Raw genomic sequence first — 25523 nt, 5'->3', positions numbered from 1 at the left:
GCAATTATCCAGGCTTAAAAAAAGCGATCGCGCGAGTTAGTGTTTCTACGCGATCGCTAATCGTTAAAACCTGAAAAAAGATTTTTGAATCTTACTCATTCACATCCGCCAAACGGGAAGTCAAAAACCGATCCATCCAATTTCGCAAATACACTTCATTTTCTGCCATTTGCTCTGGATCAGTTGTATCAAGAGGATGGGGAGCCAGTCCTAAAATCGTAGCGGTTGTGACACAGAACATCGACTTTTGGAAACTGATGCAAATTTGCACCAGCAAATCATCTTCTTGCCGCAAACGGCTATGGTACAGGGCTTGCAGGTAGTCGGGGATGAAGTGGGTCATATCCTGCATCAGCAGGGTTGGTGGAATCCCCGCCCCCCCAATGGGTAAGGGGTCGGCATATAATGCTCCGTACTCAAACCGACTCAAATCGGGGGAAATTTGGTGAGCTTGGGCATTGTAGGAAACAGTCCCTGGAAACGGTGTTCCCCGGAAGAAAACTGCTTCGACGTAAGGGATGGCTGTATCTGCTAAAAACGTTAGCCCTGCCGATTTGGGGATGATGTCGTGGGTTTTACCCTCAATCTCCACCGAGAAGGTAATGGGCAAAGCTGCTGCTGCCACTAATCCGGCTTTGATATACTCGACGACATCGGGAATTGTTTTAATTTTCCCTTTGTCATAGTCGTCGGAGAGATCTAGGAAGAGATCGCTCATCACCCGCCAAAATTGCCCCAAACCGCTGTAATACGCCTGTTGCCGTACCTGTTCGATCAAAAAGTCTGGAAACAAGCGGCTCAAGCCCCGTATGGGCAAATTACTCTGGATTTTGGCTTGAATCGCTGCGACGGCGCGTGCGGCAAATTCTGGCGAGTCTAAGTAGGCATCTAAGCCGCCACCCCCATGCCAGAGCATCGTTTTCATACAATACTCGGCGTATTCGTAGTTGATGCGGTCATGCCACCAGTGACGCAGTAGCTTTTGCAGCGTCACTTCCCCATTGAAGTATTTAAAGAAGGGGAAAAGCACCAAAAATTGCTTCTCGGCAATATAAATCAAGTTGATGGAGTAGGCATCCAATACAACACCGTAGCTTTTGAGAATTCCCACCACCTCAAGGACATTTTCTGGCGTATCCGGCAGTAGTGCATCGCCAGCGTTTAGCCGCTTCATGTACTCGAAAAGAGGATGGGGGGATTTTTTCAACATTGTGCTTGACACGGCGAAGACTTCTTGAAATGGCGAAAGTTAAAAGACAAAAGGCAAAAACACTTTTCCGGCTGCCTCGAAGATGTTTTACCTGAGGGGGCTAATCCCGATTTCAGAAAGAGCAGGAATAGAGGCAGAAGTAGCGATCGCGTCTCGTTTGGCGACAACCGAGGGCGTTGGTAGTAGGGCGGTGGTAGTGGTTTCACTCCAGCGCACCATCCAGTTGGGCTGCACTCCCAACAGAACAATCAGGACGGCTAAAATTATTGACGGGATGCGATCGCCCCACTCCACTTTTGGTAAATTTTCCACCTGTGGCGACAGCCGCCCAAAGAAAACCCGGTTCACCAGCAGTAAGAAGTACACCGCTGTTAATCCTGTCCCCAACATGCACAGCAGGGTTTGGGTCGGATAGGCAACAAAACTGCCCCGGAACACCAGAAATTCTGAAACAAAACCAACCATTCCGGGAATTCCAGCACTTGCCATCACCCCCAACACCATCAAGCTGCCAATTAACGGTAAACCTCGTTCTGGGTTCAACAATCCGCGCAAGACGTCGATATCCCGCGTTCCCGTCTTTTTATATACCACGCCCACCAGCAAAAACAGCAAGGCAGAAATCAAACCGTGGCTAATCATCTGCAAGACCCCTGCCAAGAGGCTAATGGGAGTTGAGGCAGCGATTGCTAGTAGGATGTAGCCCATGTGACCGATGGAACTGTAAGCGACCATCTTTTTCATATCACTTTGGGCGATCGCGTTTAGCGAACCATACACCACGCTGACAACTGCCCAACTCGCCAACCAGGGAGCGACTATCGCCCAAGCATCAGGAAACAACCCCAACCCGAAGCGGATTAAACCGTAGGTTCCTAACTTCAACAACACCCCGGCTAGCAGCACAGAAATCGGCGTTGAGGCTTCGACGTGGGCATCCGGCAACCAAGTATGGAAGGGCACCAAAGGCATTTTGATGCCAAAACCGATCAGCAACGCCCCTAACAGCACCAACTGGGTTCCCATCGGGAGAATCTGACCCAACTGCGGCGTATAGGCAAAGCTGTGAGCCTCGGATAGCCAAACCAGACCAAAAAAGGCTGCCAGAACCAAAATTCCCGAAAGGGCAGTGAAAAGCAAAAACTTAGTAGCCGCATAGCCCCGTCGCGCCCCGCCCCAAATCGCAATCAGTAAATACAAGGGAATCAGTTCCACCTCGTAAAACAGGAAAAACAGCAGTAAATCCTGGGCGAGAAAGGCACCTGTGACACTGGCATTTAAAATCAAAAGCAGAGCGTAATAAAAGCGGGGGCGCTGAATTTCTTCGTCACTGCTGTAAATGGCAATACAGGTTAAAAGAGCATTTAAAATCAGTAACGGCAACGATAGCCCATCAACACCCAGGTAATAGGTCAAACCTAGGGTGTCAATCCAGGGAAGGAACTCTGTAAACTGCAATCCCGCCTGGGTGGCTTGAAACTGGCTCATCAGTACAACTGACCAGAGAAAGACAGCAACGGCAACCACAAAGGCAATTTGACGAGCCGTTTTCGCGAGGGTTTTCGGTAAAACTCCGATGATGATTGCGCCTAATACTGGCACCCAAATGAGCGTACTGAGCATAGTAGGGACTAGGGAGCGGGGTGTTTAAGGATAAAAGCCAAAGAAATTAACTAAATAAACCGGGAAAACTCAAGATTCAAAACGCTAATAATCGGCCAGAGTATGAAGAAACCCAGCACGGTGGCTCCCACAAGGATGGTGAGGAGATAAAACTGCGACTGACCGGAAGCGCTGTACTTTAAGCTTTGTCCGCTGAAAATTGTGGCAAGACCGAGAAAGTTGACCAATCCATCTACCAAGTAGCGGTCAATCCAGGCATTCAGCTTCGAGAGGCGATCGACGGCAAACACGACCGTCAGATAGTACAGTCGGTCGATGTAAAAGTCGTACCCAAATACATCTTGGAGTAATCGCCAGGGGAGGCGCAGCGACCTTGACCAGGCTTTGTGCAGATAAATATTGGCACCGACACCGCAACCGACTACGCCGGATAGCCACAGCAGGAGCAACGCGGGTTTGTCGATCAGTGCCCACGTTGGCAGCAAGGACAAACGCTGCATCATCACGGGAACTAAGAGGGTGACAATAATTAACGACACCATTGGTACTGCCATTGTCCAGGGAACTTCCGGTGCGCGTCTAGTTTTCGCCTGCGGCTCTCCCCAAAATACCAGGCGAAACACCCGCGTTAAATTCAAGGCGGTCAGGGCATTAACAACAAGTAATACTCCGACAATCCAGGGGTGAGAGTGCCAATAGATATCAACGCCTTGCCGCAACGCCCAGAAGCCTCCTAAGGGGAGGAGTCCAATCAGTCCCGCCGCACCGACAATAAAGGCGGTGGTAGTGGCAGGCATTCGCGACCACAGACCCCCCATTTCTGTTATGTCTTGGCTATTCGTGGTGACGATGACGGAACCGATACTCATAAACAGGAGAGCTTTAGCGATCGCATGGGCAAAGAGTATCAATAGGGCAAATCCTGTCCACTGCGTCCCCACAGCAATAAACACTAACCCCAAGTAAGCACTGGTGGAGTGGGATAAGACTCGCTTGATATCAATCTGGGCGATCGCGACTAACGAAGCCCCAATCGCTGTCATTGTCCCAATCACCACCAACGCCGTTGAAGCTACTGGCGATAGCACCAAGATCGGTTGCAGTTGAATCAGCACGTAGGCTCCACAAGCTACCACCACGGAGTTCCGCAAGATGGAAGCCGGGTTTGGCCCTTCCATCGCCTCATCGAGCCACAGGTGCAGCGGAAATTGAGCGCATTTCCCGGTTGGGCCAGCAATCAACGCCAAACCCAGCAACGTCGCTGTTAGTGGTGAGAGTTCAGCCGTTTCTGCCCATTCATACAAGTCAGGAAAGTCTAAACTTCCCCCTGCCATCGTTGCCAGCGCTACCACTCCCATCAACAGCAGCAGGTCTCCTACCCGTTTTGTTAAGAAGGCATCTCGCGCCGCGGTGACCACCAAAGGCTGGGCATACCAAAACCCCACTAATAAGTAAGTAGAAAGGGTGAGCATTTCCAGCAAGGCGTAGCTCAATAACAACGAGTCACTGAGCGCCAAGCCCGTCATTGCCCCTTCAAAAAATCCCATCAAGGCAAAAAAGCGGGCCAGTGCCCAGTCTTTCTCCATGTATCCCAGGGCAAACAGTTGCGCCAAAAGACTCATTCCCGTCACCACTAGCGTTGCACCAATGCTCACGCCGGAGACTTTGATTGTAAAGGTGAGGTCTAAATCAACGGCTTGCAGCCAGTGAAATACTAATTTTTGAGGCTCTTGTCTCCAGGTATTTTGGAAAATGAATATGCCATGAACAAACGCCAAGACCGTCATCAAGAGATTAAAGTAGGCGGCTGGTCGCGGCCCTGTACGGCGAATCATCCCAATCGACCAAGGAAGCGTCAAAACGCCCCCAATCAATCCATAAAAAGGCACCCACCAACTTGTCTGGGTGAGAAACTCTGTCATCTCAGCAATCCCCTGCTATCTCATCTTTAAAATGAATGGCTGACTCAAAGGCACCCTAAGACAGTCTCAAGGTTTTGCAATAGCAATAGTCTGATTAATATTTTAGTTAAACAGTTTGATCGAGAAATACCGTTGAACATCTGCCAGTTGGTACTTAGGCAGTCTAAAGAAGACTAATGGCTATTTCAATATTGTAATTGTGAGTTGTAAAATCAAGTACTAGGTATACCTACAAAGTTAAAATCTATCAAATCTGTTTAAAACAATTATCTTCAAAAATAAACAACATTTTGGATTTCAGCGGGAATGACCTGACTTCATTTAAGCCGCTTTCCCTAAGCTGAAACCTACCCGAAACAAAGAGTTGCAGGCAGAAAGGGGACCTTCTATAGCTAAACTTAATAAAAAAATTATAAAACATAAGTGAGCGTTCGAGAAATCGCTTCACTACTGATGCACAAAATAAATATTTTTTTGATTGTTAAGTTTTTTTAAACACTCTCATCTAAAAATATCATAATACTTTATATTGTCAAGGGAGCCTCGGTTCCCTATGCTTAATGATGCAAGGCTAAACCAATAGTTCTTGAGTAAAAAAAATGGGGATCGCCGTCCAAATTTTGTTTTCAGTCCGATTTGGACGCTGTAGTTTAGCCATCATCTAGGAGAAAATTCATGCCAATCGCAGTAGGAATGATTGAAACCAAAGGCTTTCCGGCGGTGGTAGAAGCCGCTGATGCTATGGTGAAAGCCGCTCGTGTCACGCTCGTCGGCTACGAAAAAATTGGTAGTGCTCGTGTGACGGTTATTGTCCGAGGTGATGTCTCCGAAGTACAAGCGTCAGTTTCGGCTGGCGTAGAAGCCGCCAAGCGGGTTAATGGGGGAGAAGTCCTCTCTACCCATATTATTGCCCGTCCTCATGAGAACCTGGAATATGTTCTGCCGATTCGTTACACCGAAGCGGTCGAACAATTCCGCATGTAAAGCGTGCTGTGCAGACGTTGCAATAAGCAAGCTTCGGTGTGCTGTGGGTAAAGTCTAGGTGCGGCAAAGAAATTGCGGCAATACCACAAGGTCTACGCCAGCGCCCGTTGCATCTTTAAACAACGTTCAAAAATCAACAAGTCAGATTATTTTATAAACGAAGGAAGATGTGTCATGGCAATTGCAGTTGGAATGATTGAAACTTTAGGCTTTCCTGCCGTTGTGGAAGCCGCTGATGCAATGGTAAAAGCGGCCCGCGTCACGTTGGTTGGCTATGAAAAGATTGGTAGCGGTCGTGTGACGGTTATTGTTCGGGGCGATGTCTCCGAAGTGCAAGCATCAGTCGCCGCAGGCGTTGACTCGGTGAAGCGAGTAAATGGTGGACAAGTCCTCTCTACTCATATCATTGCGCGTCCCCACGAAAACCTAGAGTATGTTCTGCCGATTCGTTACACCGAAGCCGTCGAGCAGTTTCGCGAGAGCGTGAGCGGCATTCGCCCCTACAACAGACCGTAAAATTAATCTTGTTTAATTAGGCAGGAGGTAAGAGGCGAGCTTAGAAGGAAGAAAATTTTTCGGCTCTTGCCCTCTCGCCTTTGTACCCTCTCCCTCTCCCAATTCCATCAATCTAGACTATTCAATGCAAATTGCCCAAGTTCGTGGCACGGTTGTCAGCACCCATAAAGAACCCAGTTTGAGGGGTGTAAAGTTACTGTTATTGCAACTTATCGATGAAGAGGGGCACCTACTTCCAGAGTACGAGGTCGCTGGCGATCAGGTAGGCGCGGGTTTAGACGAGTGGGTTCTGGTCAGTAATGGTAGTGCCGCCCGTCAAATTGAGGGTCAGGAAAAGCGACCGATTGATGCAATGGTGGTGGCGATTATTGATACCGTAACGGTTAACAACCAAATGCTTTACAGCAAGAAAGAACAGTATCGTTAGTCAGTTGACTTTGTTCAGTTAGCAAGGAATTTCAGCTATGGTTGTCCGCAAATCTGCGGCTCCCCCGACCCCTTGGTCAAAAAATTTGGCGGAACCGCAAATTCATGAAACGGCATATGTACATTCATTTTCTAACATCATTGGCGATGTGCATATTGGCTCGAAAGTCATGGTCGCTCCAGGAACTTCGATCCGAGCTGATGAAGGTGCGCCCTTTCATATCGGTGCAGGAACAAATATCCAAGACGGAGTGGTTATCCATGGCTTAGATGAGGGCCGGGTAATCGGAGATGACAAAAAGGACTACTCGGTTTGGATTGGAAAAAATACTTCTATTACCCACATGGCGCTGATTCATGGGCCTGCCTATATTGGGGATAATAGCTTTATTGGCTTTCGCTCAACGGTATTTAATGCTCGCGTTGGGGAAGGCTGCATTATTATGTTACATGTCCTGATTCAGGATGTAGAGATTCCCCCCGGTAAGTATGTTCCTGCGGGTTCTATTATTACCAATCAGCAGCAAGCTGACCGTCTGCCGGACGTGCAATCGGTAGATGCAGAGTTTAGCCGCCACATTGTAGGTATTAATGAGGCGCTACGGGCAGGGTATTTATGTGCCGGGGATACCGCCTGCGTTGCCAATATCCGGAACGAGCCGTCAGGCAAGACGAATGGCAAGGTTCGTGCCATTTCTCCATCTACCAATAGCCATACTACTAACACTATAGACATGAGCGTTGAAGTTTCCGAGCAAGTAAAAAGCTTGTTGTCCCAAGGTTACAAGGTTGGTACTGAGTACGCCAATGAGCGTCGTTTCCGTACCAGCTCTTGGCAGAGTGGGCCAACGATTCAATCGAAAAACCCCTCAGAAGCGATCGCGGCTTTGGAAGCGACGATGGCAGAACATACTGGGGAATACGTGCGCTTAATCGGCATTGACCCGAAAGCCAAGCGTCGCGTGTTAGAAGAAATTGTTCAACGCCCCGACGACGACGCGCCAGCTCCTAGCCGTCGCCAGAATACAACAGCAAGCCGCAGCAGCAATAACTATTCTGCCGCTGCTTCCACAAGCAATGGTTCCGTAAGCGGTGATATTGTCGAGCAAGTAAAAAGCTTGTTGTCCCAAGGTTACAAGGTTGGTACCGAGTACGCCAATGAGCGTCGTTTCCGTACCAGCTCTTGGCAGAGTGGGCCAACGATTCAATCGAAAAACCCCTCAGAAGCGATCGCGGCTTTGGAAGCGACGATGGCAGAACATACTGGGGAATACGTGCGCTTAATCGGCATTGACCCGAAAGCCAAGCGTCGCGTGTTAGAAGAAATTGTTCAACGCCCCGACGACGACGCGCCAGCTCCTAGCCGCCGCCAGCCTGCTCCTGCTGCCAAGAGTCGCCAATCTAAGGCTTCCCATACAGCTTCCCAGAGTAACTATCGTCCCAGCAGTGGCTCTTTAGATGCCGATGTTGTTGAACAAGTGCGTAGCCTCTTGTCTCAGGGATACAACATTGGTACCGAACATGCCGATCCGCGCCGTTTCCGTACAGGCTCTTGGCACACTTGCTCTCCGATTGAGTTGAAAAACCAGTCAGAAGTCCTCCAAGCGTTAGAAGCTTGCATAAACGAGCATCAAGGTGAGTACGTGCGTCTGTTTGGCATTGACCCGAAAGCCAAGCGCCGCGTTCAAGAGACACTGATTCAAAAACCGTAGTCTAAGCGCGATCGCTGCAAATCGAGAAGGACTTGTGCCTTGCGGGACTAGAAGTAAAGAGCCAAGAGCAAAAGAAAGCTCTGATTGTTGGGTGAATTTAACCTTCAGCTTTCTTCCCAACTCTAGCTCTAGTCCCCATGCCTTAGTCCCTAGTTCCCAGTCCCTAGTCCCTACTTTCATGCACGCGCTGCCCCTGCCGTCGGTTAGCAATTCTGATGTTTATGTCAAAGGCGATGTGAGTATTGATCAAAGTGTTGCGATCGCACCAGGAGTTATCCTACAAGCCGATCTAGACAGTCGTATTATCATCGCCCCTGGGGTTTGCCTGGGTAGAGGTACCATTATTCACGCTCATAATGGCACCGTAGAGATTGAGTCAGGAGCAGTTTTGGGAGCAAGTGTCCTAGTCGTCGGTCAATGTAAAATTGGAGAAAATGCCTGCATTGGTGCCGCTACAACGATTTGGGACACTTCTGTAGAACCACGGCAAGTAGTACCTGCGGCGTCCCTCCTGGGAGATACCGGGCGTCAGCTCGCTGACATCGAGCCTCCTATCCAGGAAGAGGCAACTGTCACCAACAACGGTCATTCCCCAGAAATGCCTCCAGAAACCTCCCCCCCAACACCTGAGGCTAACCTCACAACTGCGCCGATACCAGAACCCCCTCCTACTCCCATAAGTGGTGCCATTTACGGGCAAGCCAATCTCAATCGACTGCTGCTCACCCTATTTCCTCACCGTAAGACGCTAAATCCCTCCCTCGAAGATGAACAACGCCCATAGTTTTTACGGTTGTCGGATGTGATAACTTACATCAACCAGCGATTAACTTCTGACTGTAGGCATACTTAGAATAGGCAGTCAGTATTTTTCACAGGAGGTTACAGGTGGAGCTACAAAAGCCAGGGCTTGTCCACTCCCAGCACTCGCATCAAACAAGAAAAGATTTCAGGGATACGGCTCTCGGTATGGTTTCGACCCAGAGTTTTCCTGCGATTGTCGGCACTGCCGATATGATGCTGAAGTCGGCGGGTGTCACGTTGATTGGATTTGAAAAGATAGGCGACGGTCATTGTACCGCAATCGTGCGGGGAGCTTTCGCTGATGTCCGTCTCGCCGTCCAAGCTGGTGTTGACACAGCCGAACAGTTTGGTCAGTTTGTTTCCTCCACTGTGATTCCCCGTCCCTTACCGAACTTGGAAGTCATCCTGCCGATTAATAGTCGCTTGATGGATTTGGTTGATGAGAATAGACGCAGCCTCTTGAGCAATCAAGCGGTGGGTTTACTAGAAACGCGGGGATTTCCGGCGTTGGTAGGGGCGTGCGATGCCATGCTCAAATCCGCCGAAGTGTATCTTGCCTCCTATGAAACTATTGGTGACGGGTTATGTACCGCGATTATTCGGGGATCTGTTGCTGATGTTGCCGTAGCGGTCGATATCGGGATGCAAGAAGCCGAACGGATTGGCGAGTTTCATTCCCTGATGGTGATTCCTCGACCTTTGGACGACCTAGAAAGGGCGATACCTGCCGCAAGTTGCTGGTTAGAGGAAAAACCAAAACCACTGAAAGTGCCTATTTCTGTACAGGAAACGGAACAAGAGTTAGAGTTGGTCGAACTGCCCGACTTAGCGCAAATACCTATTCCCATGAAAGAAGAGATTTGACAATTCCCCTGCTTTTAGGTGAGGGGATGCTTCCTGCACAACAAAGAGGCACAAGACCCCTGCTATTGCGGTAATAAAACCTTGTAGAGACCTGACGGTGGTAGGTCTCTACAACTATTGATGGGGCTACAGGCAGAAAAAAGCATTGCACATTCAGGATTGATGCTTTGAGGATTCGGTCTGTGCAATACACACAGATCAGGAGGAATGGTAACTTCCCCGATCCCTCGCCTGCTAAATGTACAATGCCGCTTGGAAGGAAGACTGTGACTTTGTTAAGTAATTAGATGATAACCTCAAACTATCTTAGAGAGAAGACATTGTTTTTGATGGTTGTCATAGAGCCTTATCTATGATTAGTGAGTTGGGAATTGAGGAAATTTCAAAGTGTACCGCTAATGCGATCGCTACCCTCATCTCTAGCACTGATGGGGAGAGGAGGCAGAGAAAACTTGGTAGGAGTACAGCAGGGTTTGCTCCTACAACTCAGGACTTTTATTTTTCATCCTTTGGAAAGAGCCATGCTGCGTTTATACGACTTTTTACCGTCTGGAAATGGTTACAAAGTTCGACTTTTACCAAAAAAATGGGTTTAAAGCCCCGTCCTTCGACAGGAGTTCGGCGAGGCTCACTCGAGCCGCTCAGGAACACCTTCTAGCACGGCTTTCTAATTCTCCGGTTCAAAGACCGGATCAATTCTCTCAATACTTCCGTTTGATTCCTTGCTTCTTGTTCGCAATAAAGTTTCAGTAAATCTTTTTCCTCTTGAGTCACGCGAAAGGTGATAAATATTTCCGGCTTGGACATTGATAGCTACCTCAAGGTGTGGTATCTTGATTGTAGTGGATAAGGTAATCAACCACTTAAAACACCTTGTAGCCGAGAGGCACACTGAACCTTGGCAATTAAATCTATGCGGTTCTACTGCATTGTTCTAGTTTCCTCCTAGCAGTAGGTAAAAGATTTATAGGAGCTAGACGACTCAGAATTTTGAAGCATGTTTGTTTCAAACTAAACAGGACTTGCAAGAATGCAACAAGGGTAGGGCATACCCGAAGTAACGCTTGAGGAGAGCCTCACCTCTGGCTTGGATGACGCAAGGACTCCGAGTTAAGTGATCTCATTGATTCAAGAATCCTCGTCTCTTTAGAGCGAGGAGTGTCAATGACACAACTCAACATTCCCTTTGAGCTAATCGAACTGGATATTACTCAGAAGGAAACTCGGACACCAGAATTTTTAAACAAAAATCCTAATGGTCGCATTCCACTTTTAGAACTTGAATCCGGTCAATTTCTTTGGGAATCGAATGCGATTCTTTTTTACCTGAGTGAAAATACTCCTTTCTTCCCCACCGAGCATTTTGAACGAGCAAAAGTGCTGCAATGGTTGTTTTTTGAGCAGTATAGCCACGAACCTTATATTGCGACGACTCGCTATTACTACCACATTGGCAAAGCCGATGAATACCGGGAGACTATTAATCAAAAACGCGAACCGGGTTATGCGGCTTTGAGGGTAATGGAAAAGCATTTAAGCGATCGCGCTTTCTTTGTTGGCGAACGGTACAGCATTGCTGATATTGGGCTATTTGCTTACACTCACGTTGCAGAAGAAGGAGAGTTTGATTTGACCAAATTTCCAGCAATTCAGGCTTGGATAGAGCGAATCAAACAACAGCCTGGATACATTCCCATCACAGCACGAAATCTATAAAAATCTATTCAAAAGTTCAGCTTTACCCATAACTACCCCACCTTCCATCTGCGGTTAATAACTCCTCAAACCTAACTTTTTGGTAAGTTATGCCGCGTTTTTTTAACCTACAGGTTTTGCTTAGGGCTTGACACTGCGCCTTTTTCCTAATGATGAATGACTGTGGTGTATTCATCTAAAAATTGCTGTAACTATTATTGACAGGAAAAAGATAATTTCTCTATCTGAAGGCAAGCGACTTGCTGAAATGAAGTTGATAACATTGTCAAAAAAATAGCGGAGGAGAAAGCAATGACTGTGTTAGATGGATGGCAGCACGAGTACATTACCAGCAACGGCATCAGGCTGCACTATGTCACTCAAGGTGAGGGACCGCTGATGCTGATGTTGCATGGGTTTCCGGAGTTCTGGTACTCGTGGCGTCATCAAATCCCAGAATTTGCTAAAGACTACAAGGTTGTTGCCCTGGATATGCGTGGTTACAACGAAAGTGACAAGCCAAGCGAGCAGTCCGCCTATGTGATGGAGGAGTTTATCAAAGATGTTGAGGGAGTCATCGCTGGCTTAGGGTACGAAAAGTGCGTGCTGGTTGCTCATGATTGGGGAGGTGCGATCGCCTGGAATTTTGCCTATGCCCATCCCGAAATGGTGGAGCGGCTGATGGTGCTGAATATGCCCCATCCAGCAAAATTCGCGGCTGGCTTACAGACTCCTCAGCAACTGCTAAAAAGTTCTTATATATTCCTCTTTCAGTTGCCAATGCTGCCAGAGTGGTTGTTGCAGATGAACGACTACGCTCTACTAAGGAATGCGTTTCGGGAAATGGCAATCAACAAAAACGCCTTCAGTGAAGCGGATATAGAAGCCTACAAAAACGCCGCCGCCAAGCCGGGTGCCCTGACAGCAATGCTCAACTACTACCGTAACGCCATCGGTTCCTTTGCTCAAGAATGGGACTTGCTGACGGTGCCGACTTTAATGATTTGGGGAGAAAGCGATCAGGCTTTGGGTAAAGAACTCACCTACGGTACAGAAGAGTACGTTCAGGACTTTCGCCTCAAATACATCCCCAATTGTAGCCACTGGGTACAGCAAGAACGGCCGGAACTCGTCAGTCAGTACATGCGAGAATTCCTAGCCCTGAAGTTTGTCGGTTCTTGACACTCAATGCCTTAACAAGAGGCTGATTCTTGGGTGGGATAGAGGAGCGATCGCCTAAGCATCTCAGGTATGCTCTACTTAGTATGTAGAGAACCCTTTAATTCTTGTCCCTACAATTTCTGCTATGGTTTAGGCTATTGCTGCCAGGGTTTTCGCATTGTAGTAGTGACCCCTACCGAGTCGCTTTTTCGATGCGCTCTACCGCTGACCGGGGCAACTTTAGCCATTAACGCTGACTAAATGCAGCTACCCGCTTATCCGCCGAATTGAATTTGGCGGCTTTATGCATCACGACTCGTAAGGCTCCATGGATTATCAAACTGCCCGTAGCTTTCTCATTAATCAAGGAACGGCATCAGATCCCAATGTCGAGACTTTCCTGATGCGTCTAAAGCAGGGCAAGGCACCTGTACCGGGCCAAGTGACAAATATCTTGCTAGCACTCAAGCTGGTGTTTGAAGGGTTGAGGGGTTCTCCTAGTGTTGACCGAGAACTGATTTACTCTCTCTACCTCTTGTCCTATGAGAGTCGAATGCATTTTGAAGCAGGTGGTCAGTCGGGGATAGACTGGCCACCACTACTGGATGAAGACCTGAAACGCATTGCCAGGGCGGTCAAAAGTATTTTCGCTGGCGTCTGGCACAGTTCCTGAGGTATTGGCGGTTAGCGATCGCGTATTTCAGCTTCTAGCTTGTCTAAATCCTCTTTGAGGAAAATGGTCATATGTCCGTTGAATGCCTTGCCGCTGTCGGTTTCAGTAACTTCCGTCCAGTAGGCGTAGCGATCGCCAACTCGTAGTTCTCCCTGTTGCGCTGCCAAGAGAGGTCGATTCAGACGCCGTGCTAACTCTTTAGTCTCTGGGCTAGGATAGGCGTAGGTAACGTTTGCTCGTTGATAATCTTGATAAATCGGTAGACCATAGATGACTCGCAACGATTCCTGAAGTCGATCAAGCGTCACGCCGTTAATCATGTCATAGAAAGAAAAGCGCTCAGTGCGAATGATGCCTCGGTCGCGGGTAAAGGTTACCCTTCCAGGCGGAATAACTGTGGCTTGAAAGGTAAAGCGTTGCGCGGCGGTGTCGCTTTTGGTGACACGCAACCCATCGCCGATTCCAGGTCGTAGGGTGGGGTGACCATTAATCCAAGCGGCTACTTGTTCTGTTCTTTGCCCCGGTAGGGCAACAGCATCGGGTGTGAAAGAGCAAAGGGCAAAAGGCAAAAGGAAAAGCGCTCGTTTTAGCATTTTGGACTTTGAGTGTTTAGTGTTGATGTCCCGGTTCAATCGCCACCTTGATGCAGCGGCGATTTTTCATGTCTTGAAAAACCTGCTCTAAATCTTTGAGCGGTCGGTAGTCACTGACGAGTAATTCAAAGGGGATGTTGCGGCTTGCCAATAGAGAGAGGGCTTCGCGCACAAAGGTGGGGGTATTGTGAAAGACGCCCTTGAGGGTTAGCTCATTGTAGTGTAGTTGCTCAGTATTGACGGCGATCGCGCTATCACGAGGACAACCACCAAATAAGTTGATTGTCGCACCCGGACGTCCGCAAGCGATCGCGGTTTCCCAAACCGTAGGAACACCAGTTGCTTCGATTACCACGTCTGCGCCCCAGCCCTCGGTGAGTTGTCGGACTACAGTTGGGATATCGCGGAGTTGATGGTGATTAAAGGTATGCGTTGCCCCGAACTGCTTCCCGATTTCCAGGCGTTTATCGTTACCACCCACTAAAATAACCTCTGCCGCCTCTTGCTGCACCAAAACGGCAACAAACATCAAGCCAATCGCTCCATCCCCCAAAACCACCACTCGCTGACCCGGCTTGACACCGGAACGGGAGACACCATGCAAAACACAAGCAAGTGGTTCCGTCATTGACGCCAAAGCAGCAGGCAACTCATCGGGGACGGGTAGCAAGTTTTGCTGCACGATGGGAGCGGGAATTTTTAGGTACTCTGCAAACGTGCCGTTATTCCAGGTCAAGTTTGGGCAAAGGGAGTACTCGCGAGCCTTGCAAAAAAAGCAGGCATTGCAGGGGGCGGAGTTATTGGCAACGACGCGATCGCCAATTTGCCAACCCGTCACACCCTCCCCAATGGCGACAATGCGACCGCTGGCTTCATGCCCAAACAACGTCGGCGGCGTCAGCATCCGGGCATGACCTCCCCGACGCCACACCTTCAGGTCTGTGCCACAGGTTGTTGTTGCCTCGACAGCGATCGTTACTTCTCCAGCAGCAGGTATCGGTTCTGCCACATCTTCTAGGCGCAAGTCTTCTTGACCGTACAGTAAGACTGCTAGCACACCATATTACCTACAATCCTCAATTAAACCGATTGTATCAGGGCAGTCTCACCTGAAAGATTATTTATTGGGTTATGGGTTTCGCCCTACTTAGGAATAACCCCTAACCCAAAATTGCCACGTTATTGGCGCTACAACTCAACTGACAACTTGTAAAGTCCGCACCACCTCTTGCAAGCTAGGACTAAGGCTGGGAAGAATTCTGGGAGAGGGAGTATGTGTTTGCTGAGGAACTGTTTCCTGTCGGCAAGACATACAGAACCAGTACATTCCTTGGCTTCTAGCGTGACGTAGCATCCGACCACTACCACAGCAAAGACAATAATTAGAATTCATGATTTTATGTCTCCAATGCTCAAAAAAAATGTCAATAAAAAGGGAAATTTCAAAACTATGAAGCTGCTGATTAATAAAAAAGGCAGTCTTCGGTTTGTTGTTAGTAAAGTGTTGTGTCTTTATGCCCCATGAGGCACGATGATTGCCAGGACTTAAAAGAAAGGGAGTGAAACCCCGTTCATCTAGCATTAATTTTGCTGAGTAGGGGATCAAATCGGTGAAAGTTCCTTAAGCCAAATCCCTAGCCTACATATAGTAATTTTAAAGATTTCATAAACTCATCTATCCTTTGGAATAGGGGATTACTGAACTAAAAAAATTAGTAATTCTACCTATCCCCAGCAGCCGTTAACGTTTGAACTCATGCCTAAAAAAGCAATATAGAGCTATTGAAAGACGATCCCCGCTTAGAGGGATAGAAAATTATGCTGGATTAAACTAGCAACTCAAGAGTTTTAGTTAGTACTTTTTATCCCCAGGTTTTTAACCCTTTCTACCCTGTTGCGTTGGCTAGAAAGGGCACGAGGCATGTTTATTTACAGCTTATTCTTTACATTTTGAAACGTACGCCAACCTTTAAGTAAATTTCCTTGAAGTAGAGCAGCAGCACCATCTAAAGCTTGAATTTCAGGAAGATCGGGATTGATAGCAAGAGCAGGTTGCAACGCGGCGGCAGCGGCTTTAGGACGCCATTGATAGAGGTAGACAAAGCCTAAATAGGCGTGAGCATAAGGGTTTTGCGAGTCTAGTTGAACGACCCTTTGCAACGCCGCGATCGCCCCTTGAGCATCCTCCTGTAACACCCTCGAAAAAGCGAGGGCATACGCCCAATCCAGGTTATCCGGTTCCTGCTGCAAGCGATAAGCCAGCGTCAGTTCTGCCTGCTCGGTGTAATCCTGAGTCGGGTCATACTGATTAATTCGTCCAACTTCTTCAAACACCAAATCAAGCGCCTCTCGTCCCTTGGGTAAATTAGTTGCCAAGTTCCGCATCTGGGTCACTAAATCTACTTCCGGTGCCGGGGTGGCTACCGCATCAGGGGCGATGTTCAGTGTGACAGATGGCACATCTAACGGATAGCTTTCACCCGTTTCACGGTTGAGGTAAGTTGCCGTGAGGGAGTAAGTACCAGGAGTAACACTCGCCGGGGGTAGCATTGCCAGCCGTTCAGTGACGCGGAATGTGGCATTTCGCTGCTCGTCCCGCAATTGTCCCGGATGCAGTCTGCCTTCACCGATGCCGTGGTCGTGCAACCACCGGGGGGGAGTTTCGAGTCCTGAGTCCTGAGTCCTGAGTCCTGAGTTCTGAGTTCTGAGTTTTGAGTCCTGAGTCCTGAGTTCTGAGTCCTGAGTTCTGAGTCCTGAGTCTTGAGGGAGGAGTCCTGAGGGGGGAGGGGGGAGGGGGGAGTTAGGTTCTAAATTATTCTTTTGCCAAGTCAGGAGAACTAAGCCGGAGTGCAGTTGCTCCCAAGAACCTGACCACTGATAAGTTACTGGAACAGGAACGCCAGGAGGAGATTGCTGGGGTACGATGACTTGTTCGAGTTGGATAGGTGAAGAGAGTCCTGAGTCCTGAGTTTTGAGGTGATTACTCTCCCCTGCTCCCCTGCTCCCCCGCTCCCCTGCTCCCCCGCTCCCCCGCTCCCCCGCTCCCCCGCTCCCCCGCTCCCCTGCTCCCCTGCTCCCCTGCTCCTCAACCTCAACCTCAACCGAAGCTGGAGTCCGATGGTGCAACATCAGGGTGCTGTTGTCGGGTAACAGCCAGGTTTGCTGAACTTTAAAATCTGGGCTTTGCTCGACTAGTTGCACTATTTGGGGCTGTACAGGTCTTACGGGGCCTTGATCGCCAGTTTTTGTGATGAACCAATCTAGCGATCGCGCATCTTGAACAAGCTGATGTTCGCGGATACCCACTTCCCGCCCATGCACCTGAAAGTTATTTAAAGCACCGTAATAATTGATGTTGTTGTGGTTGATCTGTGGGGGTGTTGGCAAGACGCCGATATTGGCACGCAGGAAGGGTTCGGTTTGCAGAATTTCCTCAATCACTTGAGCATGGGGCCATTCTTGTCCTAAATAAGCGTGGCGTTGCGACTGAGGGCTGAGGAGTGCGGTGAGTTTTGTGCCAACAACTCCCCCAATGGGAAAAAGATTTAGGTACATCAGCACCAATGCCAAGCCTAACGTCACCCAGGGTACGACTGCCAATCGTCTTTGCCATAACGTCATGCCATAGCCAAGGATGACCGAGAGCATCGGTAGGTAGGGCATGATGTAGCGCAGGTCTTTATTCACAATTGCCGAAAAAATCAAATAAGACCCAGCGAAATACAACATTAGCCAGCCTAGAGAGGCGGCGGGATGGGGTGTAATCTGGTCAACTTCTGATTGAGGCGATCGCAACGAGGGGAATAACCGCAAGCCATACAGTAGCAGCCCGACCAAAGGCACTAAAAGCAAGGGCCAAGATATGGCGCGGGGGAGGTCGTACCAGTAGTAAGTCCAAGCTGCCAGGGTGTTGAGGGGAGGGTCGCCTTCCGCTAATCCGGTGTTAACGCTTGTCTCTTGGAGGCTGAAGCTATAGATCCAATTCGCTCGATACCAGGGCCCAAACACGAGGACAGATACCAGCAAAGCACTAATTAGCTGGGCGAGCTTTCCCCAGCGACGCTGCCAGAGGATTGTCCCCCCCAGCCATAACAGCGGCACAAACAGAAAAAATACAACACTCTGCTTGACTAGCATTGCCAGCCCCAAGCAGATGCCAAAGGCTAAAGCCCAAAGCCATCCCCGGCGTTGGTTTTTTGCATCTTTCCAGACGGTCAAACACCAGAAACTGGCAGCGACGATTGCCGTCAGTGGGTAGTCAAGGAGGTAATCAATCCGATTAATGTAGAGTCGGGGGAGCAAGACACAAATAGCGGCTGCCCATAAGCCGACTTGGGTATTGAAGAGGTGTTTGCCCAAGCCGAAGACGGAGATGAGGAGAACCGCACTAAAAAACAGATTGACGAGGCGAGCTGGATCTGGTCCGGTGCCAAACAGGAGCTGAAAGGGAGCCGTGGCAATATAGGTTAGCGGCGGATATTTACTAGAAAGTTGCCAGAAATTCCACCACCATTCCCCCGAAAACCACTGAGGGTTTTGCAAGGCGTCCCAGTAACTCAATGATCCTCTGAGGTGATTGGTGGGGTCCCAGGAGAGGATGGCATGGTCGAGAGTAATCCACAGGCGATCGCTAAATGCCCCAACTAGCCAAATCACCAAAAGTATTAGCGGGACTCGAAACCGATGACGCAGCTCTTTATTCACCTTCAACCCACCAGCAAACTTTACCTGGACGATTCTAACGGTTTGTTCGCGGGTCTAGGGCATCGCGTAGACCATCGCCTAAGAGATTGAACGCCAGGACACTCAGGGTAATAAATAAACCGGGAAATACAATTGTCCAGGGAGAGGAAAGGGAATAGCCGCCTTTAAACGCATCGGACAGCATCGTTCCTAACTCTGGCGTTGGCGGCTGTGCGCCTAAGCCTAAAAAGCCTAAACCTGCGGCTTCTAAAGTGGCAGTTCCAATGGAAAGCGTTGCTTGTACCACCAAGGGGGCAAGGCTGGCGGGAAGGATATGGAAGAAAATGATCCGGCTTGGCGTTGCCCCAAAGGCTCTTACGGTTTGTACAAAATCCTGTTCCCGCAAGGAAAGCACCATACTGCGGGTGAGGCGGATAAATATGGGGATTTGGACAATGCCAACGGCAAACATGACGCTTTGCACGCTGGGGCCTGTAATTGTGACAACGGCGATCGCTAATAAAATTGAGGGAAATGACAACAGGATATCCGTCAGCCAACCGATTCCTGTTTCCAGGTAGCCGCGAAAGTAGCCCGCCACCAATCCCAAAAGCAAGCCAATCATTAGCCCCAACCCCACCGCCACTAAACCAATGACTAGGGAAGTCCGCAATCCGTACCACACCAAATTCAGCAGGTCTCGCCCCAAGCCATCGGTGCCAAACCAATGTTCAAAGCTGGGAGGATTGAGACGGGCAGCATAGTTGCGATCGGTTGCTGGATTGTAAGGATTGACAATCGGCGCAAGTAATGATAATAAGACAATAAAGAGGGTCAAACCCAGACCAATCTTTCCGGAAGTCGATTGTAGGAAGCGTTGAACGGCTTTCTGGTCAAAGAGATTGTTCATCCAACTACTGATACTGAATTCTGGGGTCTAAAAGGGCGTAGGAAAGATCGACTAAGAGATTGATTAAGACAAAGGCGATCGCCACAAAAAATACTCCCCCCTGCACAACCGGATAGTCTCTCGCCAGAATCCCTTCGTAAATCCAAGAACCAATTCCGGGCCAAGAAAAGATAGTTTCGGTGAGAATTGCGCCGCCGAGGAGGGTGCCAAATTGCAGCCCAATAATTGTCACTACAGGTAATAGAGCATTTTTTAGGGCGTGCTTGAAAATCACCCAGCGTTCTAGCTGTCCCTTGGCTCTAGCGGTGCGGATGTAGTCTTGGGAGAGGACTTCTAGCATGGCACTACGGGTGATGCGAGCCAAAATTGCCAGAGGGATGGTGCTGAGGGTGATGGCAGGTAAGACTAAATGAGACAACACATCTTGTAATGCCTGGAAGTCCAGTTGCAGCAACGCATCTAACACATAAAAGCCAGTAATCGGTTGAAAGCTAAATCCTGCATCAATGCTGAGGCGTCCGCTGGGCGGCAACCAGCTCACATTGACGGCAAATATATAGACAAGTAGTAGTCCTAGCCAGTAAACGGGTATCGAGACACCCACTAAAGAGCCACTCATTGCCAGGTTATCCACCGCACTATTTTTCCGCACAGCAGCCAGTACACCGACTGGAATCCCTAAAATTACGGCAATCAACATGGCGGCTAAGGATAACTCAAAGGTAGCTGGCCAACGGATGCTAATTTCTTCAATAATAGGGACGCCACTAATGATGCTGGTGCCGAAATCGAGGCGAAGGAGATTTCCGATAAAGGCGAAGTATTGTACGGGTAGGGGTTGATTGAGTCCCAGGCGTTCTCTAAGTGCCTCAACTTGATCGGGACTAGCGCGATCGCCTAATAATGCCACAGCAGGATCGCCGGGAATTAGGTGCAGAAAGATAAACACCAACAGCGTAATCCCAAACAGCACGGGTATTAAGTTCAACAGGCGTCTGAAAATGTATCGACCCATAGCTTTTTTTTAACGCAGAGGTTTCGGTGCCAGATCTGAGAAGCAACTTCTAGCCTGTGTTCGGCGTAGCCCTCAAAGAGTAGGCAGGCTTTAAATGCAGTAGCATCAGTGTTTCGGGAGGTTACGGCTTTCGCCTAACCCACCCTACGAAGGGATGAAGCTATGAAGCTAATTCTTACTTACTTCCTCAAAGGGTTCTGAACCTAAGGGACTGGGAGTCCAGCCGCTAACGTTGCTACGTTTGGCAAGTAGTGGCTGGGAGTGAACGATTGGCAGACGCAATGCTTCCTGGAAGAGAATTTCGTCTACTTGGGCATAGATTTTTTGCCGTTCTTCCTCATCGGCAACTTCTCGCCCTCTATTTAGGAGTTGGAAGACTTCTTCATCTTTCCAGCCTCCTATATCAGAGGTGGAACCGGGGCCAAAGTGGGGGTAGTAGAAGTTATCCGGATCGCCGTAGTCCCCTGTCCAGCCCAACATGAAGGATTGAAAGCCTGGGGGTTTGTTGCGATCTTCCAGGTAAGCTGCCCAGTCTTTGGTTTGCAGATTTACTCTAATCCCCACTGTAGAGAGTTCTGCTGCTAAGGCTTCTGCAATCGGCTTCGGGTTGGGGAAGTAGGGGCGACTAACGGGCATGTACCATAAATCTAGATCGAAGCCATTGGGGTAACCCGCTTCTGCCAAAACTTGTTTCGCCTGTTCTGGGTTGTAGGGGTAGTCTTGAACTTCCTTTGATTGAAATTCAGCTAGGGAAGGTGATGTAAAGTGGGCGTCGCTTTGCCCTAGTTTGCCCCAGAAAGCATTGACGATCGCTTGTTTATTAATGGCTAGGGCGATCGCTTGCCGAACTTCCAGTTTAGAAAGGGGTTCGTAGCTAGGGTTTAATGTCAGATATCCCACATTCAACGACGGACGCAGGACGGCTTCTAGGTTAGTGTCGCCTTCAATTTCCGTTAGCTGATCGGGGGTGAGATCGACGGTAAAATCAACCGTTCCTGCCCGTAACTGCGCTAATCTGGCAGCAGGGTCGGTAATGAAGCGGAATACTAACTGATTCGCCTTGGGAAGTCCCTCTTTCCAGTAGTTGGGGTTCTTTTCTAAAACGATGCGATCGCCTGTACGCCATTCTTTAAACACAAACGCTCCCGTTCCCACAGCTGTGGATGAGGGAGTGCCGTAACTCCCCTTGGCTTGCTTAATCGCCGTGGGACTGGCAATGCCAAAATAACCCGAAGCAATAGCAGAAGGAAACGCCGCAAAGGGTTGCTTGAGGACAAACTTTACTGTTGAGGCATCTTCTGCCACAACATCTTGCAGCAAGGAGGCTTCCGAACCTTTGTAACCGCCGAACAAATTCGCCCAAATCTCGTAGATTTTGCCCGCATCCCGATAGCCAAACTCAAACTCCGGGTTCCACCACCGCTGGACGTTAAATTTCACCGCCTCGGCGTTAAAATCCGTACCATCGTGAAACTTTACTCCCTCTCGCAGCTTAAACGTCCAAGTTTTACCATCTTCTGACGCCGTCCACTGGGTTGCTAAACCGGGTTCCAATTCAGTCGTACCGGGTTTGATATCCAGCAGGCGGTTGTAAATTTGGTGCTGAACAACAATGGAGTTGCCGTCAGTAATATTCCCCGGATCTAAATTTGCGGGTTGTCCCCCCGAACCATACACCAAGGCTCCCGCCGGGGCAGCAGCAGGGCTAGCAACAGGTTGACTCGTCTGGGTGGCGGGGCGACTACAATTTGAAAGAACAATGGTTAAGGCAAAAGCCACAATAGCCAAAAGTATTGACTGCGATCGCATCCATCGCCTCATCGCGCTAACTCCTTTTGCAAGTCGTTCTTGAGCCAAATTATTAATCGATTGGCGGTGCAAATTGTCCAAATTTTCAGCCTATCTATATATCTATACTCGAATGTCACTGACTTGAGCAGAAAATAGTTGTTCTTGAGAAAAATCCAGATTGAGGGGAAGCCCCCCTGCACAAGGATTGCTCGGTTGTGATGAATTTTCTTAAGTCAGAGTATTCATCTATACTCTGATTCTGCTTCGCGTTCTTTGCGTCTTTGCGGTGCAATAAAATTCTTTATTTCTACAAAACTTTAATCCAACCACTATTTCTCAACCCCTAACCGAACAGCAATGAGCAATCCTCTCCTAGAAATCCGCCATCTCTCCGTAGAGTTTCCATCCCAACAGGAAATTGTCAGCGCGGTTAAAGACGTTTCCTTCACCCTGGCTTTAGGAGAAACCCTCGGCATTGTCGGGGAATCGGGTTCGGGAAAATCAGTAACTTCGCTCTCTATTATGGGACTTCTCCCCCCACAGGCGCGGGTAACCGGAGAAGTTCTCTTGAGCAATCCCCAAAACCCAAATGCAAGCCCGATTAATCTCCTAACTCTTCCCGATAGCCAGAGGCGAAGGTATCGGGGTGGACAAATTTCGATGATTTTTCAAGAACCGCTAACCTCCCTTAATCCGGTTTATACCTGCGGCGATCAGGTGGTAGAAGCAATTTTGTTGCATAACGCAGTTTCCTATAAAGAAGCTTATAGAAAAGCGATCGCCCTATTTGATGAAGTTAAATTACCTGACGCCAAGGGGATGATGAAACGCTATCCCCATCAGTTGTCTGGCGGACAGCAGCAACGGGTAACGATCGCGATCGCCTTGAGTGGTAATCCGGCGGTACTGATTGCTGATGAACCAACGACGGCGTTAGATGTAACCATTCAAGCAACGATTCTGGATTTGCTGCGGGAATTGCGTGACGCTAGGGGGATGTCGATTCTCTTCATCACCCACGACATGGGCGTCATTGCTGAAATTGGCGATCGCGTTGTTGTCATGTTTCGGGGAGAAGCCGTCGAAACGGCTGATGTCTACAGCTTATTTGCTAACCCGCAACATCCCTACACCCAAGCCTTGCTGAACTGTCGCCCCCGTCCCCATCGGCAACTAAAACGCCTCCCGACAGTTGCTGATTTTATGCAGATAACGACAACGGCGGCGGGGAAGTTAGAAATTCAGCCCGTCACCCGCGACAGAGATAAACGTAACGCTTTAGCGGAAGTAACGACTGAGGAAATTCAACAACACCGCCAGAATTTGCTACAGCAGCAACCGTTGTTATCTGTACGGCACTTAATCAAAGAATTTCCCCTGCGTCAGGGATGGTTTGGCAAGAAAACCGCTTTTAAAGCCGTGGATGATGTCAGTTTTGATGTTTATCCAGGGGAAACCTTGGGTTTAGTGGGGGAGTCGGGATGTGGCAAATCAACCCTCAGTCGCTGTCTGTTGCGCTTAATTGAACCGACTTCAGGGGAAGTTATTTTTGACGGTGATTCGGTGCTGGAACTCGATGGCGGACGAATGCGCCGTTTGCGCCGCTACATGCAAATTATTTTCCAAGACCCCTATGGTTCTTTGGATGCCAGACAAAGTATCGGTTCAGCGTTAATCGAACCGATGAAAATTCATCAGCTTGGCGGTACACAGCAGCAAAGACAACAGCGGGCGGCAGAATTATTAGAACGCGTCGGACTGCCCAAAAGTGCAATGAATCGGATGCCGCATGAGTTCTCAGGGGGACAACGGCAACGGATTTGCATTGCGCGTACCCTAGCCTGTGAACCGCGATTTATCATTTGCGATGAGTCAGTTTCCGCGCTAGATGTCTCGGTACAGGCGCAGGTGTTGAATTTGTTAAAGGATTTGCAAAAGGATTTTGGCTTAACTTATATCTTCATCTCTCACGACTTGAGCGTGGTGAAGTTCGTTAGCGATCGCATTATGGTCATGAATCAAGGACGCATTGAAGAAATTGGCCCCGCAGAAGAAATTTATAACAATCCCACTAAAGAATACACGCGTCAGTTAATTGCAGCGATTCCCGATTCTGAGTTAGAGGATATTCAAGCAAGGCAATCAAAGCGTCGGCTGATGCTTGCAGAATGAGGAGGATGCGATCGCCTTATCTAGAAGGACGTGTCACCCGAAGTAGTTTCCCTCCCAGGGATTATTCCGCAGAAATCGTCTCATCAATGTCTCGCCAGCCTTTCCCAATTGCGATCGCTTGTGCAGACAATGATGCCAAAGTGCTGAGGTTGTAAACGGTGCAGTCGAATAAAATCGCGTCGATTTTGTGTCAAAACTGCGCGATTGTTACTTTCGCAAATGCCAACACGTCTGGATCGGAAGATCCAGTATTGCCTGCTTCTTGAACTGTAAGGACATCGTGACCTAAAGTACGCAGCAATTCACTCACTTTGCGCGGAAATTGTTCATCTGCATAAAGGCTTGCCACAGATTATGCTTCGTACTCCATTGTTTCATCTTGCTCTCGGAGTGCTATTTCAATTTCATCCGGATGTGCATCAGCATAAGCCCAGACATTCACCAAATCGGCAGCACTGAGATTCGGATAGAAGTTGAGAAGTTCGGAATCACTCGCACCTTGACGCCGCAAACTAACGAACAGCCAAACGGGAAGGCGAGTTCCCACGATACAGGCATCACCACCCATGACACCAGGAGTCTTTGTAATTCCTTGCGAAGGATTACTTAAAGTTTGAGTCAAAATTTGTAGGGCTTCTGCTTTCTCAGATGGAGTGAGAGAAAAGAGTTGAGTTTCTAATTCTTTAAGTTTCATAAAGCGATCGCCAACAACTTTTACAGAAAAGCGATGCTGAAAGCCCACCTCTTTTAAGGGTGGGATGAAAGAAAG

21 protein-coding genes and 1 pseudogene are annotated in these 25523 nt (G+C 48.8%); 10 read left to right on the top strand and 12 right to left on the bottom strand.

Features of this window, described 5'->3' with window-relative positions; all coding sequences use genetic code 11:
- Positions 1-91: 91 nt before the first annotated feature.
- The 3 genes from AC5JR3_RS14725 to AC5JR3_RS14715 all read right to left on the bottom strand — a co-directional run bounded on the left by AC5JR3_RS14725 (position 92) and on the right by AC5JR3_RS14715 (position 4755).
- A complete protein-coding gene (locus tag AC5JR3_RS14725) occupies positions 92-1210 on the bottom strand; it encodes a CO2 hydration protein (protein WP_495847258.1) in 1119 nt (372 codons plus the stop codon).
- A gap of 87 nt (positions 1211-1297) precedes the next feature.
- Complete coding sequence (locus tag AC5JR3_RS14720) at positions 1298-2833, bottom strand: NADH-quinone oxidoreductase subunit M (RefSeq protein WP_495847256.1); 1536 nt, start codon at positions 2831-2833, stop codon at positions 1298-1300.
- A gap of 50 nt (positions 2834-2883) precedes the next feature.
- Positions 2884-4755 carry an NAD(P)H-quinone oxidoreductase subunit F gene (locus AC5JR3_RS14715; RefSeq protein WP_495847254.1) on the bottom strand — a complete coding sequence of 624 codons (1872 nt, stop codon included), beginning with the start codon at positions 4753-4755 and terminating at the stop codon, positions 2884-2886.
- Positions 4756-5430: 675 nt separating this feature from the next.
- Between AC5JR3_RS14715 and AC5JR3_RS14710 the strand changes: the two genes are divergently transcribed.
- The 9 genes from AC5JR3_RS14710 (at position 5431) to AC5JR3_RS14670 (ending at position 13590) form a co-directional block, all read left to right on the top strand.
- A complete protein-coding gene (locus tag AC5JR3_RS14710) occupies positions 5431-5739 on the top strand; it encodes a carbon dioxide-concentrating mechanism protein CcmK (RefSeq protein WP_495847252.1) in 309 nt (102 codons plus the stop codon).
- Positions 5740-5913: 174 nt separating this feature from the next.
- Complete coding sequence (locus AC5JR3_RS14705; RefSeq protein WP_413257702.1) at positions 5914-6255, top strand: carbon dioxide-concentrating mechanism protein CcmK; 342 nt, start codon at positions 5914-5916, stop codon at positions 6253-6255.
- A gap of 124 nt (positions 6256-6379) precedes the next feature.
- Positions 6380-6682, top strand: a complete 303-nt coding sequence (ccmL, locus tag AC5JR3_RS14700) for a beta-carboxysome shell vertex protein CcmL (RefSeq protein ID WP_495847250.1) — start codon at positions 6380-6382, stop codon at positions 6680-6682.
- A gap of 37 nt (positions 6683-6719) precedes the next feature.
- Positions 6720-8393: a beta-carboxysome scaffolding protein CcmM gene (ccmM, locus tag AC5JR3_RS14695; protein WP_495847248.1), complete on the top strand. Its 1674-nt coding sequence runs from the start codon at positions 6720-6722 to the stop codon at positions 8391-8393.
- Positions 8394-8484: 91 nt separating this feature from the next.
- The gene (ccmN, locus tag AC5JR3_RS14690) at positions 8485-9177 is read left to right on the top strand and encodes a beta-carboxysome scaffolding protein CcmN (RefSeq protein ID WP_495847246.1); all 693 of its coding nucleotides are present in this window, start codon (positions 8485-8487) and stop codon (positions 9175-9177) included.
- 104 nt (positions 9178-9281) lie between these two features.
- Positions 9282-10061, top strand: a complete 780-nt coding sequence (ccmO, locus tag AC5JR3_RS14685) for a beta-carboxysome assembly protein CcmO (RefSeq protein WP_495847244.1) — start codon at positions 9282-9284, stop codon at positions 10059-10061.
- Positions 10062-11225: 1164 nt separating this feature from the next.
- Positions 11226-11777 (top strand): glutathione S-transferase family protein, encoded by a 552-nt coding sequence (locus tag AC5JR3_RS14680; RefSeq protein ID WP_495847242.1) that lies wholly within the window; start codon positions 11226-11228, stop codon positions 11775-11777.
- 291 nt (positions 11778-12068) lie between these two features.
- Positions 12069-12938 carry an alpha/beta fold hydrolase gene (locus tag AC5JR3_RS14675; RefSeq protein WP_495847240.1) on the top strand — a complete coding sequence of 290 codons (870 nt, stop codon included), beginning with the start codon at positions 12069-12071 and terminating at the stop codon, positions 12936-12938.
- 307 nt (positions 12939-13245) lie between these two features.
- Complete coding sequence (locus tag AC5JR3_RS14670) at positions 13246-13590, top strand: Dethiobiotin synthetase (RefSeq protein WP_495847238.1); 345 nt, start codon at positions 13246-13248, stop codon at positions 13588-13590.
- A gap of 11 nt (positions 13591-13601) precedes the next feature.
- Here AC5JR3_RS14670 and AC5JR3_RS14665 read toward each other — a convergent pair whose 3' ends face one another.
- From AC5JR3_RS14665 to AC5JR3_RS14635, 7 genes are all read right to left on the bottom strand, one after another.
- The gene (locus tag AC5JR3_RS14665) at positions 13602-14183 is read right to left on the bottom strand and encodes a hypothetical protein (protein ID WP_495847236.1); all 582 of its coding nucleotides are present in this window, start codon (positions 14181-14183) and stop codon (positions 13602-13604) included.
- A 16-nt stretch (positions 14184-14199) separates the two neighbouring features.
- Positions 14200-15240 carry a zinc-dependent alcohol dehydrogenase gene (locus AC5JR3_RS14660; RefSeq protein ID WP_495847234.1) on the bottom strand — a complete coding sequence of 347 codons (1041 nt, stop codon included), beginning with the start codon at positions 15238-15240 and terminating at the stop codon, positions 14200-14202.
- Positions 15241-15378: 138 nt separating this feature from the next.
- Positions 15379-15576, bottom strand: coding sequence for a hypothetical protein (locus tag AC5JR3_RS14655; protein ID WP_495847232.1), 198 nt, complete (start codon positions 15574-15576; stop codon positions 15379-15381).
- A 536-nt stretch (positions 15577-16112) separates the two neighbouring features.
- Entirely contained in the window at positions 16113-18887 is a 2775-nt protein-coding gene (locus tag AC5JR3_RS14650; protein WP_495847230.1) for a phospholipid carrier-dependent glycosyltransferase, read from the bottom strand.
- Between the two features lie 34 nt (positions 18888-18921).
- Positions 18922-19776, bottom strand: coding sequence for an ABC transporter permease (locus AC5JR3_RS14645; RefSeq protein WP_495847228.1), 855 nt, complete (start codon positions 19774-19776; stop codon positions 18922-18924).
- 4 nt (positions 19777-19780) lie between these two features.
- Positions 19781-20791 (bottom strand): ABC transporter permease, encoded by a 1011-nt coding sequence (locus AC5JR3_RS14640; protein ID WP_495847226.1) that lies wholly within the window; start codon positions 20789-20791, stop codon positions 19781-19783.
- 168 nt (positions 20792-20959) lie between these two features.
- Positions 20960-22612: an ABC transporter substrate-binding protein gene (locus AC5JR3_RS14635; protein WP_495847280.1), complete on the bottom strand. Its 1653-nt coding sequence runs from the start codon at positions 22610-22612 to the stop codon at positions 20960-20962.
- 327 nt (positions 22613-22939) lie between these two features.
- On the opposite strand from AC5JR3_RS14635, the gene AC5JR3_RS14630 reads away from it, so the two are divergent.
- Positions 22940-24754, top strand: coding sequence for an ABC transporter ATP-binding protein (locus AC5JR3_RS14630; protein ID WP_495847224.1), 1815 nt, complete (start codon positions 22940-22942; stop codon positions 24752-24754).
- Between the two features lie 61 nt (positions 24755-24815).
- On the opposite strand, the pseudogene AC5JR3_RS14625 reads toward AC5JR3_RS14630, so the two are convergent.
- Together AC5JR3_RS14625 and AC5JR3_RS14620 are read right to left on the bottom strand one after the other, a co-directional pair.
- Positions 24816-25103 (bottom strand): annotated as a pseudogene (locus AC5JR3_RS14625) (DUF5615 family PIN-like protein).
- A 3-nt stretch (positions 25104-25106) separates the two neighbouring features.
- The coding region (locus AC5JR3_RS14620) for a DUF433 domain-containing protein (protein ID WP_495847222.1) at positions 25107-25523 on the bottom strand (417 nt) is incomplete at its 5' end.

Source organism: Kastovskya adunca (genome assembly GCF_059505785.1).
Note: the sequence above shows the minus strand (reverse complement) of the source record. Positions and strands in the feature narration are given on the sequence as shown.

Coding starts and splice junctions, on each gene's coding strand:
- AC5JR3_RS14725 (WP_495847258.1), bottom strand. CDS start 1,210: ATGTTGAAAAAATCCCCCCATCCTCTTTTCGAGTACATGAAGCGGCTA.
- AC5JR3_RS14720 (WP_495847256.1), bottom strand. CDS start 2,833: ATGCTCAGTACGCTCATTTGGGTGCCAGTATTAGGCGCAATCATCATC.
- AC5JR3_RS14715 (WP_495847254.1), bottom strand. CDS start 4,755: ATGACAGAGTTTCTCACCCAGACAAGTTGGTGGGTGCCTTTTTATGGA.
- AC5JR3_RS14710 (WP_495847252.1), top strand. CDS start 5,431: ATGCCAATCGCAGTAGGAATGATTGAAACCAAAGGCTTTCCGGCGGTG.
- AC5JR3_RS14705 (WP_413257702.1), top strand. CDS start 5,914: ATGGCAATTGCAGTTGGAATGATTGAAACTTTAGGCTTTCCTGCCGTT.
- ccmL (WP_495847250.1), top strand. CDS start 6,380: ATGCAAATTGCCCAAGTTCGTGGCACGGTTGTCAGCACCCATAAAGAA.
- ccmM (WP_495847248.1), top strand. CDS start 6,720: ATGGTTGTCCGCAAATCTGCGGCTCCCCCGACCCCTTGGTCAAAAAAT.
- AC5JR3_RS14680 (WP_495847242.1), top strand. CDS start 11,226: ATGACACAACTCAACATTCCCTTTGAGCTAATCGAACTGGATATTACT.
- AC5JR3_RS14675 (WP_495847240.1), top strand. CDS start 12,069: ATGACTGTGTTAGATGGATGGCAGCACGAGTACATTACCAGCAACGGC.
- AC5JR3_RS14670 (WP_495847238.1), top strand. CDS start 13,246: ATGGATTATCAAACTGCCCGTAGCTTTCTCATTAATCAAGGAACGGCA.
- AC5JR3_RS14665 (WP_495847236.1), bottom strand. CDS start 14,183: ATGCTAAAACGAGCGCTTTTCCTTTTGCCTTTTGCCCTTTGCTCTTTC.
- AC5JR3_RS14655 (WP_495847232.1), bottom strand. CDS start 15,576: ATGAATTCTAATTATTGTCTTTGCTGTGGTAGTGGTCGGATGCTACGT.
- AC5JR3_RS14645 (WP_495847228.1), bottom strand. CDS start 19,776: ATGAACAATCTCTTTGACCAGAAAGCCGTTCAACGCTTCCTACAATCG.
- AC5JR3_RS14640 (WP_495847226.1), bottom strand. CDS start 20,791: ATGGGTCGATACATTTTCAGACGCCTGTTGAACTTAATACCCGTGCTG.
- AC5JR3_RS14635 (WP_495847280.1), bottom strand. CDS start 22,612: ATGAGGCGATGGATGCGATCGCAGTCAATACTTTTGGCTATTGTGGCT.
- AC5JR3_RS14630 (WP_495847224.1), top strand. CDS start 22,940: ATGAGCAATCCTCTCCTAGAAATCCGCCATCTCTCCGTAGAGTTTCCA.